The 15,869-nt window shown below is 49.4% G+C and carries 18 protein-coding genes; all 18 read right to left on the bottom strand.

Annotated elements, in window-relative coordinates:
- Window positions 1–27: 27 nt before the first annotated feature.
- The 18 genes from trpE to plsY all read right to left on the bottom strand — a co-directional run bounded on the left by trpE (window position 28) and on the right by plsY (window position 15,868).
- Window positions 28–1,593 carry an anthranilate synthase component I gene (trpE, locus tag M1D61_RS08710; protein ID WP_458121982.1) on the bottom strand — a complete coding sequence of 522 codons (1,566 nt, stop codon included), beginning with the start codon at window positions 1,591–1,593 and terminating at the stop codon, window positions 28–30.
- A 787-nt stretch (window positions 1,594–2,380) separates the two neighbouring features.
- Window positions 2,381–2,749 carry a chorismate mutase gene (aroH, locus tag M1D61_RS08705; RefSeq protein ID WP_458121981.1) on the bottom strand — a complete coding sequence of 123 codons (369 nt, stop codon included), beginning with the start codon at window positions 2,747–2,749 and terminating at the stop codon, window positions 2,381–2,383.
- Window positions 2,750–2,753: 4 nt separating this feature from the next.
- Window positions 2,754–3,848 (bottom strand): 3-dehydroquinate synthase, encoded by a 1,095-nt coding sequence (gene aroB / locus M1D61_RS08700; RefSeq protein WP_458122456.1) that lies wholly within the window; start codon window positions 3,846–3,848, stop codon window positions 2,754–2,756.
- Window positions 3,849–3,856: 8 nt separating this feature from the next.
- Window positions 3,857–5,026, bottom strand: coding sequence for a chorismate synthase (aroC, locus tag M1D61_RS08695; RefSeq protein ID WP_458121980.1), 1,170 nt, complete (start codon window positions 5,024–5,026; stop codon window positions 3,857–3,859).
- A 425-nt stretch (window positions 5,027–5,451) separates the two neighbouring features.
- Window positions 5,452–6,252 carry a CheR family methyltransferase gene (locus tag M1D61_RS08690; protein ID WP_046215014.1) on the bottom strand — a complete coding sequence of 267 codons (801 nt, stop codon included), beginning with the start codon at window positions 6,250–6,252 and terminating at the stop codon, window positions 5,452–5,454.
- Window positions 6,253–6,302: 50 nt separating this feature from the next.
- Window positions 6,303–6,746 carry a nucleoside-diphosphate kinase gene (gene ndk / locus M1D61_RS08685; protein ID WP_017814395.1) on the bottom strand — a complete coding sequence of 148 codons (444 nt, stop codon included), beginning with the start codon at window positions 6,744–6,746 and terminating at the stop codon, window positions 6,303–6,305.
- A gap of 303 nt (window positions 6,747–7,049) precedes the next feature.
- Complete coding sequence (locus M1D61_RS08680; protein WP_458121979.1) at window positions 7,050–8,024, bottom strand: polyprenyl synthetase family protein; 975 nt, start codon at window positions 8,022–8,024, stop codon at window positions 7,050–7,052.
- Window positions 8,021–8,884 (bottom strand): menaquinone biosynthesis protein, encoded by an 864-nt coding sequence (locus tag M1D61_RS08675; RefSeq protein WP_458121978.1) that lies wholly within the window; start codon window positions 8,882–8,884, stop codon window positions 8,021–8,023. The genes M1D61_RS08680 and M1D61_RS08675 overlap by 4 nt, the downstream gene beginning before the upstream one ends.
- Window positions 8,877–9,551, bottom strand: coding sequence for a UbiX family flavin prenyltransferase (locus tag M1D61_RS08670; protein WP_458121977.1), 675 nt, complete (start codon window positions 9,549–9,551; stop codon window positions 8,877–8,879). Before M1D61_RS08670 ends, M1D61_RS08675 begins: the two co-directional genes overlap by 8 nt.
- A complete protein-coding gene (locus M1D61_RS08665) occupies window positions 9,542–10,417 on the bottom strand; it encodes a UbiA-like polyprenyltransferase (RefSeq protein ID WP_458121976.1) in 876 nt (291 codons plus the stop codon). Before M1D61_RS08665 ends, M1D61_RS08670 begins: the two co-directional genes overlap by 10 nt.
- A 1-nt stretch (window position 10,418) precedes the next feature.
- Entirely contained in the window at window positions 10,419–11,141 is a 723-nt protein-coding gene (locus M1D61_RS08660) for a demethylmenaquinone methyltransferase (RefSeq protein WP_458121975.1), read from the bottom strand.
- A gap of 38 nt (window positions 11,142–11,179) precedes the next feature.
- On the bottom strand, window positions 11,180–12,031 hold the full coding sequence (locus M1D61_RS08655; RefSeq protein WP_458121974.1) for a heptaprenyl diphosphate synthase component 1: 852 nt from the start codon (window positions 12,029–12,031) through the stop codon (window positions 11,180–11,182).
- A 247-nt stretch (window positions 12,032–12,278) separates the two neighbouring features.
- Window positions 12,279–12,515, bottom strand: a complete 237-nt coding sequence (gene mtrB, locus M1D61_RS08650) for a trp RNA-binding attenuation protein MtrB (protein WP_017814388.1) — start codon at window positions 12,513–12,515, stop codon at window positions 12,279–12,281.
- A gap of 111 nt (window positions 12,516–12,626) precedes the next feature.
- Window positions 12,627–12,899, bottom strand: a complete 273-nt coding sequence (locus M1D61_RS08645) for an HU family DNA-binding protein (protein ID WP_017814387.1) — start codon at window positions 12,897–12,899, stop codon at window positions 12,627–12,629.
- Window positions 12,900–13,110: 211 nt separating this feature from the next.
- On the bottom strand, window positions 13,111–13,485 hold the full coding sequence (locus tag M1D61_RS08640) for a 2Fe-2S iron-sulfur cluster-binding protein (RefSeq protein ID WP_458121973.1): 375 nt from the start codon (window positions 13,483–13,485) through the stop codon (window positions 13,111–13,113).
- 15 nt (window positions 13,486–13,500) lie between these two features.
- Window positions 13,501–14,118, bottom strand: coding sequence for a hypothetical protein (locus M1D61_RS08635; RefSeq protein WP_458121972.1), 618 nt, complete (start codon window positions 14,116–14,118; stop codon window positions 13,501–13,503).
- Window positions 14,119–14,208: 90 nt separating this feature from the next.
- On the bottom strand, window positions 14,209–15,252 hold the full coding sequence (locus M1D61_RS08630) for an NAD(P)H-dependent glycerol-3-phosphate dehydrogenase (protein WP_458121971.1): 1,044 nt from the start codon (window positions 15,250–15,252) through the stop codon (window positions 14,209–14,211).
- Window positions 15,245–15,868 carry a glycerol-3-phosphate 1-O-acyltransferase PlsY gene (gene plsY, locus M1D61_RS08625; RefSeq protein ID WP_458121970.1) on the bottom strand — a complete coding sequence of 208 codons (624 nt, stop codon included), beginning with the start codon at window positions 15,866–15,868 and terminating at the stop codon, window positions 15,245–15,247. Before plsY ends, M1D61_RS08630 begins: the two co-directional genes overlap by 8 nt.
- Window position 15,869 lies beyond the last annotated feature (1 nt).

The raw sequence follows: 15,869 nt of genomic DNA, 5'->3' as shown, positions 1-15,869 counted from the left end.
ATCGAAATCACGTTATCAACTCGTGCTTTATTTGAATGGTACCGGCTCGTAGCCATACAGATAATCCTGATTGGTCACCGTATCCTGCTTTGCCTGGGGCGGGAACATCGCTTCTGCCACCCGGATCGATTTGAGCATCCCTTTGGCTTTATTGACTGTTTCCTCATATTCATTTTCCGCAATGGAATCCCAGACGATGCCAGCTCCTGCTTGCACATAGGCACGACCATGTTTGAAAATAATCGTCCGGATCGTGATGCATGCATCCATATTTCCGGAAAAGCCCAGATATCCGATGGCACCGGCATACGCACCGCGTGCTTCATTCTCGATCTCTGCGATAATTTCCATCGCCCGCAGCTTCGGTGCGCCGGATACCGTCCCCGCTGGCAGACAGGAGAGAAAAGCATCAAAGAAATCCTTGTCCTTGCTCAGCTGGCCCGATACATTGGACACGATATGCATGACATGCGAGTATTTCTCGATCTGCATAAAGGAATCTGTCTTGACCGTACCGTATTCGGATACACGTCCCAGATCATTCCGGCCCAGATCGACGAGCATTAGATGTTCTGCCCGCTCTTTCTCATCCTGCAGCAGCTCCTCGGCCAGTGCCTGATCTTCCGCCTCTGTCTTGCCTCTCGGCCGTGTACCGGCGATAGGACGGGTCTGCAGCCGGTCGCCTTCCACTTTGACGAGCGCTTCCGGCGAGGTCCCGACGATAATCTCGTCATCCATTTTCAGATAATACATATATGGCGAAGGGTTCATCGTTCGCAGTACCCGGTACACTTCCAGCGGAGCAACCTCGGTCTCAATATGGAAGCGCTGGGACAGCACCACCTGGAAAATGTCTCCGGCCCGGATATATTCTTTGGCCCGGCTTACTCCGTCCAGATATTGTTCCTTGGTCATATTCGACTGAATCTCGCCCATTTCGATATCTTCGGATACCGGAGCGCGTCCTGCTGTGCTGACTGGCGGCTGATTGTGCAGCAGCAGTTCCATACTTTCCAGCTTGCGTGAAGCCTGATCATAGGCTTTGCGGATCTGCTGATCATCTGCCCCCTCGGGAATATGCACATTACTGACGAGCAGGATATGCTGCTTCACATGGTCAAAGACCACGATCTGATCGCAAAACATAAACTGAATATCGTCCATGCCCATATCATCCACCCGGTGAGCCGGCAGTCTCTCGTAATACTGCAGCAGATCATAGCCGAAGAATCCGATCGCTCCGCCTGTAAAAGGAGGCAATGTGTCCAGCTTGGGACTGCGGTAGCGGCGCAGCAGCGCTTTGAGCTGCTCTACCGGCTTGCCGGTTAAGGCCTTTTTCTCACCGTTCATTTCCAGTGTGATCTGTCCCTGCTTGCCGGAGATCATCAGAAACGGGTCGCTGCCGATAAAGGAATATCGTGCCCATTTACTGCCGCCTTCCACACTCTCCAGCAGAAAGGCTCGCTTATGATCCGCATAACGCTGGAAAATCCGGATCGGTGTCTCCATATCTCCCAGCAGCCGCTTGGTAATGGGAACCAGATTATATTGACCTGCCATTGCGATCACTTGCTCTACCTGTGGTTGAATCATAAGTATCCGCTCCTTTGTCTCGTATAGGGATAGTTCGTTTGAATTTGATAATGACACGCCGGATAACAAAAAAGCCTTCACGCGTAATGACGCATGAAGGCTGCTATTGGTATAAATTGTACAAATGTAAGAAACAGACATATTCATCCATTTCCCGCTTCCCCGGTAATTGAACGTATCATCCTGTCCTGTGACAGTGATCGATACGATTATGGCAAAAGCAGCTCTTTCCCTATGGAAAGCGGCCTGCTCTGCGGATTCATTCATTTTCCGGTTCTGCTCTTAAAACGCCATCGCACCTGTAATCGCTACGGACACACGACCGGGACAACCATCATCTGCTGTTCTACTCTGCATATACGGTTTATCCATACTGTCCGCCGATAGGGCTTACGTTTTCTTCTCATCTATACTCTTCTCTACTCAATTGCATCTCATCTCAATACACGGCTCATACTGCTTATTAATCTTGTTGTATACTATACCCTACAACGAGCAGCTGACGCAACCCTTACAGTGAAAAAGATGATTGTATACTTGATATCATTCATTTGCTTCATCCTCAAAGTCCTGATATCACGCTCAAAGTCCTATATCAAGAATTTATTTTTATGTCCACTACATATTTATGATGCATTAGTAAATTTGGGGATATGTAAATGATTTTAATGCTTTAAAGTGACAAAAGCAAAGACAGAGAGCTGCCTTTGCTTTTGTTTCCTTTATCTATGTTACTTTCATCTACAATTGATCTGCTATAGGTGATCTGTAGTATTTCCCTGTCTGCTCAGGAAGTAGCCAGATCCGGCCGCAGCCGTTTGGCTTCATTCAGGTAGACATGCCGGATCTCCTGCTGGGTCTTGGTTGTATTGATATGCAGCATTAGCCGGATACACATAGGCAGACTGCCCTGTACTGGCACTTCCAGTGCACACATCAGCGGAACCATATTCCAGCCCTCCATCTCGCGGATTGCCAGAGCGGGGAAGACTGCATCCAGATCAGGTGTCATCGTGATCCAGATGCTGCTGATATCTTCCGGTTCGAACTCATTGCGGGCCACAATTTCCCGCAGCAGTACCAGTGTCTCATCCAGAATTTCCTGGCGGTCGTTGCGTGTCACTGTAGTGGCTCCGCGAATACCTCGTACGTACATGGTTCTACACCTCTTTCTTTAAAAGCTCAACGGTTCTGCGAACCAGATCGTAATCGACATTGCGGTTAATCTCCACTTTGCCAATCTCCAGCGGTACCACAAAGGTCATCTGCCCTTCCTGGAACTTCTTGTCATGCATCATCGCCTTCATGATCCGGTCCACACTCAGATGCTCCGGCAGTACGGTAGGCAGTCCAAGCGACTGCAGCATTTCCCGGGTCGTATCGACCAATCCCGGCTCTGCACCCAGTGCTTCACCGATCAGAGCCGAACCGACCATACCGATCGAAATGGCTTCACCATGAATAATCTCGCCATAGCCGGCTACTGCTTCAATCGCATGACCAATCGTATGACCCAGATTAAGGATGGCGCGCAGATCACTTTCCCGTTCATCCTGCGACACTACTGCCGCTTTGATCGAACAACCTTTTTCCAGACCGTAACCCATGGCCTGCATATCCACAGACTTCAGCTCTTCGGCATGTTCCAGACACCAGTAGGCAAATTCACGATCCCAGATCAGTCCGTGCTTTACCATCTCGGCGAGTCCTGCATACACTTCACGCGCCGGAAGAGTTTTCAGCGCAGAAAGGTCATACAGCACGAGTTCCGGCTGATGGAAGACACCGATCATGTTTTTGGCAAGGGAATGGTTGATTCCAACCTTACCGCCGACACTGCTGTCATGCGCCAGTACCGTGGTCGGCATCTGGATAAAGCGAATGCCTCTCATGTACGTTCCTGCCACAAAACCGGCAAGATCACCCACGACGCCGCCGCCCAGTGCGATGACTGCAGATTTGCGGTCCAGACCGCCTTCAATCGCTTTGGTCATTACCGCTTCAAATACGGACAGCGATTTGGAAGTCTCGCCGGACCCCACAATCGCTGTGAGCACTTTGAAACCGGAAGCAGTCAGAGACTGCTCCACTATACTCAAATAAGGATCAGCCACTTTTTCATCCGTAACAATCAACAGTGGACTCTGCTTGGATAACTGATGTTTTTCCAGATAGCTGCCCGCCTGCTGAAGCAATCCTTCGCCAATATAAATGGGATACGAACGTTCGCCAAGTTGAACGTCGACGATCCGGATATCACTCATTAGTATTCATCCACCTGAGCCTGGTAGTTTTCCAGGTTTTTGCGGATTTCTGTCATCGAGTCACCGCCGAATTTTTCCAGGAAGGCCTTGGCTACTTCCCAGGCGACCACACTCTCCATCACTACGCTGGCAGCCGGAACCGCACATGCATCCGAACGTTCCACCTGAGCGGTAAATGGTTCTTTCGTATCGATATCCACGCTTTGCAGCGGCTTATAGAGCGTCGGAATCGGCTTCATGACGCCGCGTACGACGATTGGCATACCGTTAGTCATGCCGCCTTCGAATCCACCCAGACGATTGGTCGCCCGGTGATAGCCACGTTCCTCGTTGTACATAATCTCATCATGTACCTGGGAGCCGCGGATATGTCCTGCTTCGAATCCGATACCAATCTCCACACCTTTAAAGGCATTGATCGACATGACTGCCTGGGCGATTCGTGCATCCAGCTTGCGATCATACTGCACATAGCTGCCGAGTCCAATCGGGACACCTTCGATAATGCATTCAACGATGCCGCCGATGGAGTCGCCTTCTTTTTTGATCTGGTCAATATAGGCTTCCATCTTTTGTTCGGTTTCCTTGTCCACGACACGCACCGAGGATTCTTCCGTACGGGCAACCAGCTCGTCGAGCGGCAGATTGTTCGGCGGCGCTTCGATCTCACCGATCCGGATCACCTGTCCACCCACCTTGATGCCAAAGGAAGCGAGGAACTGACGCGCGATAGCACCTACTGCTACACGAATAGCCGTCTCGCGGGCGCTGGAGCGCTCCAGTACATTACGCAGATCCTTGTGATTATACTTGAGTCCGCCATTCAGATCGGCATGACCGGGACGCGGGCGATGGACACGGCGCTTCTCTTCATCCGTTCCTTCCATCGGCTCGATATTCATAATTTTGGTCCAGTGCTTCCAGTCATTGTTGACGACAACCAGTGCAACCGGTGCGCCTGTCGTATATCCATGACGAACACCGCCTACGATATCCGCTGTATCTTTTTCAATCTGCATCCGGCGGCCGCGACCATAGCCTTTTTGACGGCGTGCCAGCTGGAAATTCAATTCTTCAAAATCAAGCTGCAGTTCGCTCGGCAGCCCCTCAATAATCGCAGTCAGCTGGGGTCCGTGAGTCTCCCCTGCTGTTAAGTAACGTATACTCATTTTGCGTTCCCCCTTTAAACTGTTAAACTGCGCATCGCTAAAATCCGTAATTACCTTTGCTTATTATAGTACAGGATTTATCCATTTGACAAGGAACGTTAAACATTGCATTTCCATATGGAAAACAGAGTATTTCCTGCTTTTTATAACAAAAACACGCCTCTGCTGCCGGAGCAAAACAGACTGCGTGTTTGATGCATTATCTTTAATATTATAGATTCTGCCCTCCTCGGCGGATGGTGATACCACGAGACAGCAGACTTTCTTGTATGATTGGTTGGTACAGCTATAAGTAATTCACCGCTGAGCAATACCTTTGCCCGGCCAGAGGGCGTGATTATACCACCCATTCTGGCCCTGTATTGCTGCATACTGCCGGTTCTCTCTTATGCGACTACAATTACCGTTCTTCGTCCAGACTGCAATCAGCCGTTTTTGTGATAGAAGAACGTCTCGGATGAATCAAATCCGTATTGTGCCGGAGAGAAAATCTGCTCCGTACTGCCTACAAACAATACGCCGCCCGGACGCAGACTCGCCGCGAACTTATGGTACAGCATGCTTTTGGCTTCTTCAGTAAAGTAAATCATGACATTACGGCATACAATCAGGTCATATCCGGTTTCAAACGTATCTGTCAGCAGATTACCCTTGCGGAATTGTACCGCCTTTTTGAGGTTGTCATTTACAGCAAACATATGACCATTCGGTGTGAAATGACGTTTGGCTACATCTGCCGGTACATCTTTGAGCGAGCGCTCCAGATAAAGTCCTTTTTTGGCTTTTTCCAATGCACCGTCATCGATATCAGTCGCATGCAGGGTCGTTGAAGACAGAATATTTTTATCGGCCAAGATCGTAGCGATTGTATAAGGCTCTTCACCTGTCGAGCAAGCAGCACTCCATACTTTGAGGTTCTTGCCACTCTTTTGCAGCTGCGGCAAAATGCTATCACGCAGCACTTCCCAGCGGTTCGGGTTACGCCAGAACTCGGATACGTTGATCGTCATCCGATCAAGGAACTCATAAAATAATGCTTTGTCCTTGAGCATGGCATCAAAAAATGCAGAGAAGGTGGCAAAACCGTTTTTGGTACGCAGCGTTGTCAGTCTGCGCTTCATTTGTGCTTCCTTATACTGTGCTAAGTCAATGCCCGTACTATCTTTCACTTTTTTGATGAAACCTGTATAGTCCGAGTCTGGTTGAACGGCATCATTTGTAAGCATGGCATCACTTCCTTGATTTCATATTGAGTGTAGTCCATGCGAGGGTATGTTTAGAGCCAGACGGAAATGTTTTTTTCGTAAACGCTTAACTCGTCTGGAGTGAAAAAGTTCGCGATCTCTCGTTCTGCACTCTCGGGCGCATCGGAGCCATGAATCAGATTGAAAGGAGTGTGAGCAGCAAAATCCCCACGGATTGTACCGGGCAGTGCTTCAGTGACTTTGGTTTTCCCCATCAGTGTACGGGATAATGTGATGACATCATCGCCTTCCCATACCATGGCAAAGACCGGTCCTGAAGTAATAAAGTCAATGAGTTCTCCGTAGAACACTTTGCCTTCATGCTCGGCATAATGCCGTTTGGCCTGCTCTTCCGTCGGAATAAGAAACTTGCCTCCGATCAATTTAAATCCTTTGTCTTCGAAGCGGCTGATAATGCGTCCCATTAACCCCCGCTGTACTCCATCAGGTTTAATCATCAAAAATGTGCGTTCCATTGATTCACTCTCCTGTTATCTACAAAGTGATCTGCTATCGGAGCAATTTCAAGATGCTCACTTGTGTATTCTAACAGAAAGTGTGAATTACAGAAAGAAACACCATCATATACGTTTCCGACATTTTTTGATAAAATACCACCTTCAAAAAGTACATTACTCGTTATGTGCCTGATTTCCGACAAGCAACCAGCCTTTGATGCGGTTAGCGGAAAGCCATTCACATACTTCGTAACTTATATATCGACTGAAGGGGGCCTGTCTGTTAGTTCTTGTCGAGAAATGTTTTTGAATTTAACGCTATTAATGGGAGCGCTTAGCAACAAAATGCGCAATTTCCTGCAAATGCTTTTGTGTTTTGCCGGATGGAAGCTGTTTTAGCGCATTCATCGCCTTTTGAATATATCGATCTGCCAGCACTTCAGCCTGTTCAATCCCCTGGCTGCCGCGGACCATCTGAACGGCCTGCTTGACGTCTGTTTCCCCATTCGCCTGATGAATCCGGTTGATCTCGGCCAGCAGCGGCTCTCTCAGTGAATTTTGCTGCAAAGCGTACAATACCGGCAGCGTAATATTACCCTGACGCAGATCGCTGCCCGGCGGCTTGCCGATTTGTTTTTCCGTACCGCACAGATCAAGCACGTCGTCACGAATCTGAAAAGCCATGCCAACATTATAGCCATAGCGGTACAGCTGACGCGTAACTTCACGCGGTGCATCCGCAGCCAGTCCGCCCAGCTGGCAGCTGATCGCAATCAGCAGTGCCGTTTTGCGACGAATCCGCAGCAGATAACGGCGAATCGTCTGATCCGTATTGAAAAAGTCGCGGATCTGCTCCATCTCACCGATCGACATCTGCACCATTGCTTTGGCAAGCACCTGATGAATCTCCGGATTTTCCAGTCTGGCTACAATAGCCAGCGCCTTGGCATAAATATAGTCACCGGTATACATGGCAATCCGGTTATCCCATTTGGATTTGACGGTCAGTTGTCCGCGGCGCGTCTGTGCATCGTCGATAACATCATCATGCACCAGGGAAGCCATATGAATCAGTTCGAGCGGGACAGCAATATTACTCAGCCGTTCCAAATCATAATGGCCATACTTGCCTCCAAGCAGCACAAAAGCGGGACGAAGCCGCTTTCCCCCCGCTTTCAACAGATGAAGTGAAGTTTCATTGAGCAGCGCATGCTCGGTATCGATGCTGCGGCTGAGCTCACGTTCAATTAGGTTCATATCTTTTTTTAGTGTCCCGAAAATATCCAGTAGTTTCATTCGTTCACCCGTGTCGTCGTATTGTCAGTCCATAATTCCATATTCACTTCGTGATCCAGCAGACCCAGCTCATAGGCATACTTAAAATAAAGCGCGAGGCCCAGCTGTTCCTGCTCTCCAAAATCATACCATAGTTGCCGGAAGTAGTGCTCCCAGTATTCATGACTGCCGCCCATTTTCTCGCGGGCTTCATGAATAACCGGATTCAGATCAGCTACACTGCGCTGCTTGCTGATGCGCAGTTGCTCGCCAATTTCGCTTACCAGCTCCGGATATGCTGCAGCAAACTGCTTGTTCACTGCCCAGACAGCAAATGTCATGCTCAGTCCGGTCCACTGTTTCCATTCCAGCCCCAGATCGGTAATGATATACCCTGTCTCCTGCTGTGCAGCAGCAATCGCATGATCACCGATCAGCAGTGCGGCATCACAGCTCTCCATCATCTGATCCAGATCAGGATCCATGGATATGTATTCCGGTTTGCAGTCATAACGCTTATCCAGAATAATTTTGAGCAAATTAATGGATGTGGCTGATGTATTTGTCAGCGCGATCGTTCCACTTCCCAGTTCCGCCACCGGCTTTCTGGAAAACAGAAGAATCGATCCGACCGCATTGCGGGCACTTACCGAAAGATCCGGCAGCAGCCAGAAATCATCAGAACGTGTTCCATAGGCAAAAGAAGATACCGGTGTAATATACAGACAGTCTTCCAGCAGACCACGATTCAGGTTAGCCGGAAGATCGCTGTGGATAACAGCCGGTACAGACAGCTGCGCCGGATCAAAGTTCTGATAAATAGGCCAATCATTTGTATATTCAATTTTACCGATTTTGATCGGCAATTCAAACTTACTCACTGTTATTCCCCCATCGTTCAAATAAATGATGCTCAATATCGAGAATATCGAGCACTTTGCCAACCATAAAGTCGACGGCATCTTCCAGTGTCTGAGGGCGGTAATAAAAAGCCGGCATCGCCGGAATGATGCTGATTCCCATGCGGGCCAGCTTGAGCATATTTTCCAGATGAATCGCATGCAAAGGTGTTTCTCTTGGAACTATAACCAGTTTTCGCTCTTCTTTAATCATTACATCCGCTGCGCGGGTCATCAGATTGGCGGAAGTGCCTCCGGCAATATTCGCCAGCGTCCCCATCGAGCAAGGGATAATAATCATTGCTTTGACCCGGAAAGAGCCGCTCGCAATCGATGCACCGATATCCGAAAAAGAATGATACACCAGCTTGCCCGGCAGGGAACCGAAATGCTCACTCAGCATCTCTTCCCTGCTGGAAGCTGTCCAGTCCAGTTCTTCCTTAAGCACTCTCCACCCGGCATTCGAGATCACCAGATGGACACTGTAGCCCATCGATAACAGTACTTCGATCAGACGAACGCCGTATACAGAGCCGCTGGCTCCGGTAATGCCAATTACATAACGCTTGCTGGCATGATCCGGATGATAAGCGGCAGGAAAAAGGGCGTCAGACTCGGACGGTGCGGGTTCCGGACGATTTACCACCATTGTTTAACCGCCAGATCCACCAGTGTAAACACGAACATAATGATGCTGAGCGCTCCGTTCATCGTAAAGAAGGCGGTTTGCAGACGGCTCAGATCTTTTGGCGTTACAATATAGTGCTCATAGAACAGAATCGCACAGGCAATAATGACACCGGCGATATACCACCATCCCAGATCGGTGATGAACAGCAGACTGATCAGACCAGCTGCTGTAATGACGTGGAAGCCCTGAGCGATTTTGAGTGCGCGTGGAATACCGAAGCGGCTCGGGATGGAATGCAATCCTTCTTTGCGGTCAAATTCCGCATCATCACACGCATAGATAACGTCAAATCCGGCTGTCCAGAACGTAATCGCAATATAGAAGACAATAGCTGCCCAGTCGATCCGGCCAGCGACAGCGACCCATCCGCCCAGCGGAGCAAGTGCGATCGTCATGCCGAGCACAACATGGCACAGCCAGGTAAATCGTTTGGTAAAGGAATAGAAAATCAGCATAAACACCGCGATAGGCAGCAGCTTAAATGCCAGCGGCGATAGCTGGGTCACCGCCCAGAAAAAAACGACGAGTGAAATCACAATAAAGATAACGACCTCACCGGAACGAAGCAGCCCGGCAGGAATGGCCCGCATCATTGTACGGGGGTTTTTGCCATCAAAGGTACGGTCAATGAGACGGTTCAGTCCCATCGCTGCACTGCGTGCACCGACCATGGCAACCAGAATCCAGACGATCTGCTCCCAGGTTGGCAAATGCCCTTTGACTACATAAGATCCCAGCATCGCGCCCATAAAGGCAAATGGCAGGGCAAACAAGGTATGCTCAATTTTAATCATTTCCAAAAATATCTTAATCTTCTTAAACATCCTACTTCTCCTTGATCCCAATATGAAGTGCCGCAATCCCACCGGTTAGCGGATAAGCCTGAACCTGCTGGAGTCCGATCTCACGAAATACACCGGCCAGCTCCTCACGCCCGGGGAAAGCCTTAAGCGAGTCCGGAAGCCATTTGTACTGTTCGTAACGCTTGGCGACCAGCTTGCCCATCAGCGGCAGCAAATTCTGAAAATAAAAATAATAAATGCCTTTAAACGGCTGCCAGGTTGGCTTGGACAATTCCAGACAAACGACCATGCCGCCAGGTTTGACGACACGCTGCATTTCTTTGAGCGTCTGTACCAGATCCGGCACATTGCGCAGTCCGAATCCGATCGTCACATAGTCGAATGAATTATCCGCATAAGGCAGATCCATCGCATTGCCCTGGGTCAGCGTAATATTATCGCTCCACCCGTCACGGTCAATCTTTTTCTGTCCAAACTGCAGCATATTGGGGCTGAAGTCCAGGCCGCATACCTGACCGGTACCGCTGGCTTCGGCCAAACTGAGCGTCCAGTCGCATGTACCACAGCATACATCCAGTGCAGAATCGCCGCGCTGGACGTTCATTTTTTTCATCGTAAACTTACGCCATGTCTTGTGCATGCGGAAGCTGAGCAGATCATTCATCATATCGTATTGTGGCGCAATCGATTCAAACACCGACTGGACAAATTGTTCTTTGGGTTTGACACTTTCCGGTTTGCTCATAGTGTTACCACCTCTTCTGAATTACTTGGATTATGCGGTTAACGCAGAGTGGCATATCCTTCCGTCAACTCGGAAATGTCTGCACGCAGACGCTCATTGCCAGGCTGCTGCAGGCGCGCTTCAATCGCAGACAGGGATTGTTCCAGCAGTCGGCTGATCTGCCCGGCTGTTCCATATTGCTCATACCACTGCGTCCAGCGCGGACTGTCTGTCGGCTCGGTCATCATGGCAGCCTGATCTTGTTCGGCTGCCTGTTCCAAGGCATAATACAAGCTGTAATGTCCGAATGGACGCTGCAGCAGGGAAGCCTCCTCCAGCTGCATATCCTCGGCCAGTACCTCGCAGCGGCTGAATTCATACAGCAGCTCTTCCCACAACGTGGTGCGGGAGGCTGGAAGATAGGCTGTAAATGAAAGAAACAGCTGCATCTTCAGCTGTGTAATCGCCTCGATATACTGTTCGGAGGTAAGCGGCGTTTTCTGGACCTGCTGATACAGATTCATTTTCAGACGGTTGTTCTCACAAATGGCTTCGCTGAGACGGGCTACCATCTCAATCTCGCCCGCTTTAGCCAGCAGCTCGTAGAAGCGACTGCTGAAATAATCGCCTGCCAGTACATTCAGCTGGCGAGAGCGCATTTTGGCTTCTTCCTGATGCAATGGGGAAGTATCGATCAGATCATGCGTATCCAGAGCCATCTGTACCAACCCCGTAACAAGGGAAAACAGCTGCCCACGGGATGTTTCCTGTTCCGTATCTGCCGCCTCGTTCAAAAAAGCCAGCAGCAGCCGAGCTCTGATGTCCGGAAACTCGGGGATCTTGGTATGCTCTTGAATCATATCGTATTCTGTATATTTTTGGGATGTTTCCAATAAGCGATACGGTTTCATCTCAGCCTCCATGCCTTCGTTTGGCAAGTCTATATTTTCACAAACTATAATGTTTTAGATTTAAACATTTCAGTTCATTATAACATATGTTTTTTCGACAAAACAGGGCAAGTGAATATTTGTAAGTCCATTATGATTAGGTTATATAAACAATAAAATACTGGCTTTCCCACAATTAAGTCCAGCTTAATAATGAGGAAGCCAGTATAGGTGCTGCAGGCTGCGGCAGTGTTGTGCAGCAGCCATATTAATCTTCCGTTTTCACGGTACCATGCTTAGTATGCACTTCAGCATCGCCCCTGATTTTGATGGCGGATGTATTTTCCGTGAACTGCACGATCAGCAGCTCACCTTTATCCAGCTTTTCTGTATGATGAAAACGGGTATCCCGTCCGCGAGTCAGACCGATAACCTGTACTCCGTTTTCCTTGGCCTTGATGACTACATAATCACCATTTACAATACCGTCTTTTGATGGCTCCATCATTTCCTCCTTTTGCTTGTCATGGCTCTCACGTTAAGTATGCTGGCAGATACGGAAAGGACCGTGAACATGAAGATCACGGTCCTTTCCTGAACATGGAATATGTACAGCTTATTTAATTCCATCTTTCAGTGCTTTACCAGGCTTGAAAGCCGGAATTTTGCTCGCCGGGATTTCCATTTGCTCCCCAGTTTGCGGGTTACGTCCCATACGTGCGGAACGTTCACGAACTTCGAAGTTACCAAATCCAACCAGTTGGACTTTATCACCACTTTGCAGGGCGCTAGAGATTGCTTCGAAAACAGCGTCAACTGCTTTTGTAGCATCTTTCTTCTGCAGTTCTGTTTTTTCAACAACCTGTGCGATCAGATCAGTTTTGTTCATGTGTATTCACCTCCTAATGCAAATATAAACTTCTCCACTTGCTACTTTGGTTTTCGCATTAACGAAAATATAGGTAAACGCCGCGGAATTTTTGGAATATGGACTGTACCAGCTATCGCCGGGACACAGAACAAACCTATAGTAATACAGCTACCCCGTAATTTCAAGCGTTTTACGCTTTTTTTATCCGATATCGAATAAATGTAAATTATTACCAGTCGCTCAAATCGTCATTTTGCTGTTCCATTTGTTTGCGGATAGCGGCCTTGAGACGGTCTTCCGGAATACGCACCACACATGGACCTGTGACACGTGCCTGACATCCCAAACGTATGTGCTCCTCCAAGGAGGCTCCCAGCTTCCGACTTTCTACCGCTTCCGGTGTGGAAAGGGATATTGCTTCCGCAGGCTGGTCATCCGGCAAAACGGTCACTTTGCACATAAGACAGGCCGCTCTGCCATCACAACGCACAGGCAGATGCACCCCTGCACGTCTGGCAGCTGCCAGCAGCGTGGTTCCTTCCGGCACAAGTACCAATTTGCCGGAAGGCCAGAATTTCACCTGGCATTGCTGATGTCGGGACATGGGGGATTCCTCCTTTTAGTGGTTGATTCCGGCCAACCTCTGAATATGCTGAATCATCTGCGGATGAAATCCGTTGGCAGCAATAATCTGTTCTACCAGGGCAGCATGGCGCTCCGGCTCGGCAGCCATCTGCTTGGCGATGCGCCCATAGCGATCCCGGCGATCCCTCAGCAGGTTAAAGATCAATTCATGTGCCAGCGGCATCAAGAACACAGTATGGCTACCCAGAGCAATGCTCTGCGCATGATCATACAGATTTTTATCAATATGTACCCGATAATACGATTCTCGCGCCCGCACCTCAAAGTCTCCAACCAGTTCAACTTTGTAGTCTCCGGCCTGATAATGGCTCAGAACAGAGCGGTACATTCTCGTCTCGTTCGGTTCCGGACCATCCAGTACAATGGTATGGGTCTGCAGCTGCTCATGAAGCGTCTGTACCGCGTCGCCATCCGCATATAAATCAATATCCCTTGGCGCCTCATCCAGTGGAATTCCCTGCAGCAGCAGTCCGCAGCTTCCTCCCAGCAGCCAACGTGTACGACTGATCCCCTGATCCAGCCAACCGGCGATATTCGTAAGTGACTGCTTCAGCTTCGGATACGGCTGCAAATAGTGTTCAGGATTATACATTTTGAACCTGCTCCCCCTCTGCATTCAGACCTGTACAAAAAGAACGACAGGATTTCCCCTCGTTCTCTGTACGTCTGACTTCATATCAGATCAGGAATGCCACTGCTGCCAGATTTCCAGCTTCATGGATTCCATCTCATTTTTAGGATCTCTTCCCATTAATGCCTCCACTGCTTCGCGCGGATCGCTTTGTTCAAACAGTACACGGTACAGCTGCTCGGCAATCGGCATCTGGACATCGTATTTGCGGGACATGTCATGCGCTACCTGTGTAGTCCGTACGCCTTCCACCACCATATTCATGGAATTCATCACTTCATCCAGTGACTTGCCCTGACCGAGCATATAACCGGCTCTCCAGTTCCGGCTGTGACGACTTGTACCGGTTACCATCAGATCGCCTATACCCGCGAGACCTGCAAAAGTCAGCGGATTTGCACCCATTTCACTGCCTACCCGGACCATCTCGGCAATCCCGCGTGTCAGCAGCGCCGCTTTGGCATTATCGCCATAGCCAAGTCCATCAGACATGCCTGCACCAAGCGCGATAATGTTTTTAAGTGCTCCCGCCAGTTCTACACCAATCATATCAAGATTCGTATAGACCCTGAAGTACTCTTCGTTCATGAAAAGAGTCTGGGCAGCTGCAGCCGCTCTCTCATTACGGGAAGCGACCACCACTGTCGTCGGCATCCGCTTAACCACTTCTTCAGCATGACTCGGTCCGGAGAGAACCACAATATTGGATTCTTTGGCACCAAGCTCCTCACTGATTACGGTAGACATGCGTTTAAGCGATTCGGTCTCAAATCCTTTGGTCGCATGAACACAGAGCATATCTTCATGATAATAAGATTTGAGTTGACTGCACACTTCACGCATCGCTTTGGAAGGCGCTACGATAATAACTGCCTGCGTGTCTCTCATCGCTTCGGCCAAGCTTGATGTAGCTGTGATATTATCCGGCAGCACTGCCTCCGGCAAGTATTTGCGATTCGTATGCTGTCCGTTGATTTCCCTCGCCTGCTCCTCGCTGCGTGTCCACAAAGACACCTGCAGCCCGTTATCCGCCAGAACACAGGCAAGTGCCGTACCCCAGCTTCCCGCAACTAGAACCGTTACTTTATCAGACAATTCCGCTTCCTCCCTTGTCCGCTTTTGCTCCGATTTTATTTTCCGTACCCTTGAAAATCCGGGACAGGTTCGCCCGGTGACGCCAGACTGCCAGCGCCCAGATAATGACACTAACTGTTATAATTGGCGCCGAATACCCAAGGAACAACAATATGACCGGCGTCAGCGTAACGAAGATCAGAGAACCCAGTGATACATAACGTGTGAACACGATAGCCAGTATAGCCACTATACCAGCCGCCAGGGAAGGCAGCAGAGACAGGGTAGCCAGTACACCAATCGTGGTAGCGATCCCTTTGCCCCCGCGGAAGCGGAAATAAATCGGCCAGTTGTGGCCCAGAATCGCTGCAATCCCGCATAATGCCGGAACCCAGTAGGTAGGAGAAGAAGATAACCATACTCCCAGCCATACGGCTCCTATACCTTTGAGCGCATCCAGCAACAGTACCGTAATAGCCGGACCTTTACCGAGCACGCGCAGCGTATTCGTCGCGCCAGCATTACCGCTGCCATGATCACGAATATCGATTCCTTTCATGCCTTTAGCGATCAGTACACTAAAACTGATGGAACCGAGAAGATAACTCACTATGATGGCTAAAACCGATACAATCACA

The sequence above is a fragment of the Paenibacillus sp. Z6-24 genome (genome assembly GCF_054161335.1).
Note: the sequence above shows the minus strand (reverse complement) of the source record. Positions and strands in the feature narration are given on the sequence as shown.

Excerpts from the sequence above, each read along its gene's own strand:
- trpE (WP_458121982.1), bottom strand. The coding sequence starts at position 1,593 with ATGATTCAACCACAGGTAGAGCAAGTGATCGCAATGGCAGGTCAATAT.
- aroH (WP_458121981.1), bottom strand. The coding sequence starts at position 2,749 with ATGTACGTACGAGGTATTCGCGGAGCCACTACAGTGACACGCAACGAC.
- aroC (WP_458121980.1), bottom strand. The coding sequence starts at position 5,026 with ATGAGTATACGTTACTTAACAGCAGGGGAGACTCACGGACCCCAGCTG.
- M1D61_RS08690 (WP_046215014.1), bottom strand. The coding sequence starts at position 6,252 with ATGCTTACAAATGATGCCGTTCAACCAGACTCGGACTATACAGGTTTC.
- ndk (WP_017814395.1), bottom strand. The coding sequence starts at position 6,746 with ATGGAACGCACATTTTTGATGATTAAACCTGATGGAGTACAGCGGGGG.
- M1D61_RS08680 (WP_458121979.1), bottom strand. The coding sequence starts at position 8,024 with ATGAAACTACTGGATATTTTCGGGACACTAAAAAAAGATATGAACCTA.
- M1D61_RS08670 (WP_458121977.1), bottom strand. The coding sequence starts at position 9,551 with ATGGTGGTAAATCGTCCGGAACCCGCACCGTCCGAGTCTGACGCCCTT.
- M1D61_RS08665 (WP_458121976.1), bottom strand. The coding sequence starts at position 10,417 with ATGTTTAAGAAGATTAAGATATTTTTGGAAATGATTAAAATTGAGCAT.
- M1D61_RS08660 (WP_458121975.1), bottom strand. The coding sequence starts at position 11,141 with ATGAGCAAACCGGAAAGTGTCAAACCCAAAGAACAATTTGTCCAGTCG.
- M1D61_RS08655 (WP_458121974.1), bottom strand. The coding sequence starts at position 12,031 with ATGAAACCGTATCGCTTATTGGAAACATCCCAAAAATATACAGAATAC.
- mtrB (WP_017814388.1), bottom strand. The coding sequence starts at position 12,515 with ATGGAGCCATCAAAAGACGGTATTGTAAATGGTGATTATGTAGTCATC.
- M1D61_RS08645 (WP_017814387.1), bottom strand. The coding sequence starts at position 12,899 with ATGAACAAAACTGATCTGATCGCACAGGTTGTTGAAAAAACAGAACTG.
- M1D61_RS08640 (WP_458121973.1), bottom strand. The coding sequence starts at position 13,485 with ATGTCCCGACATCAGCAATGCCAGGTGAAATTCTGGCCTTCCGGCAAA.
- M1D61_RS08635 (WP_458121972.1), bottom strand. The coding sequence starts at position 14,118 with ATGTATAATCCTGAACACTATTTGCAGCCGTATCCGAAGCTGAAGCAG.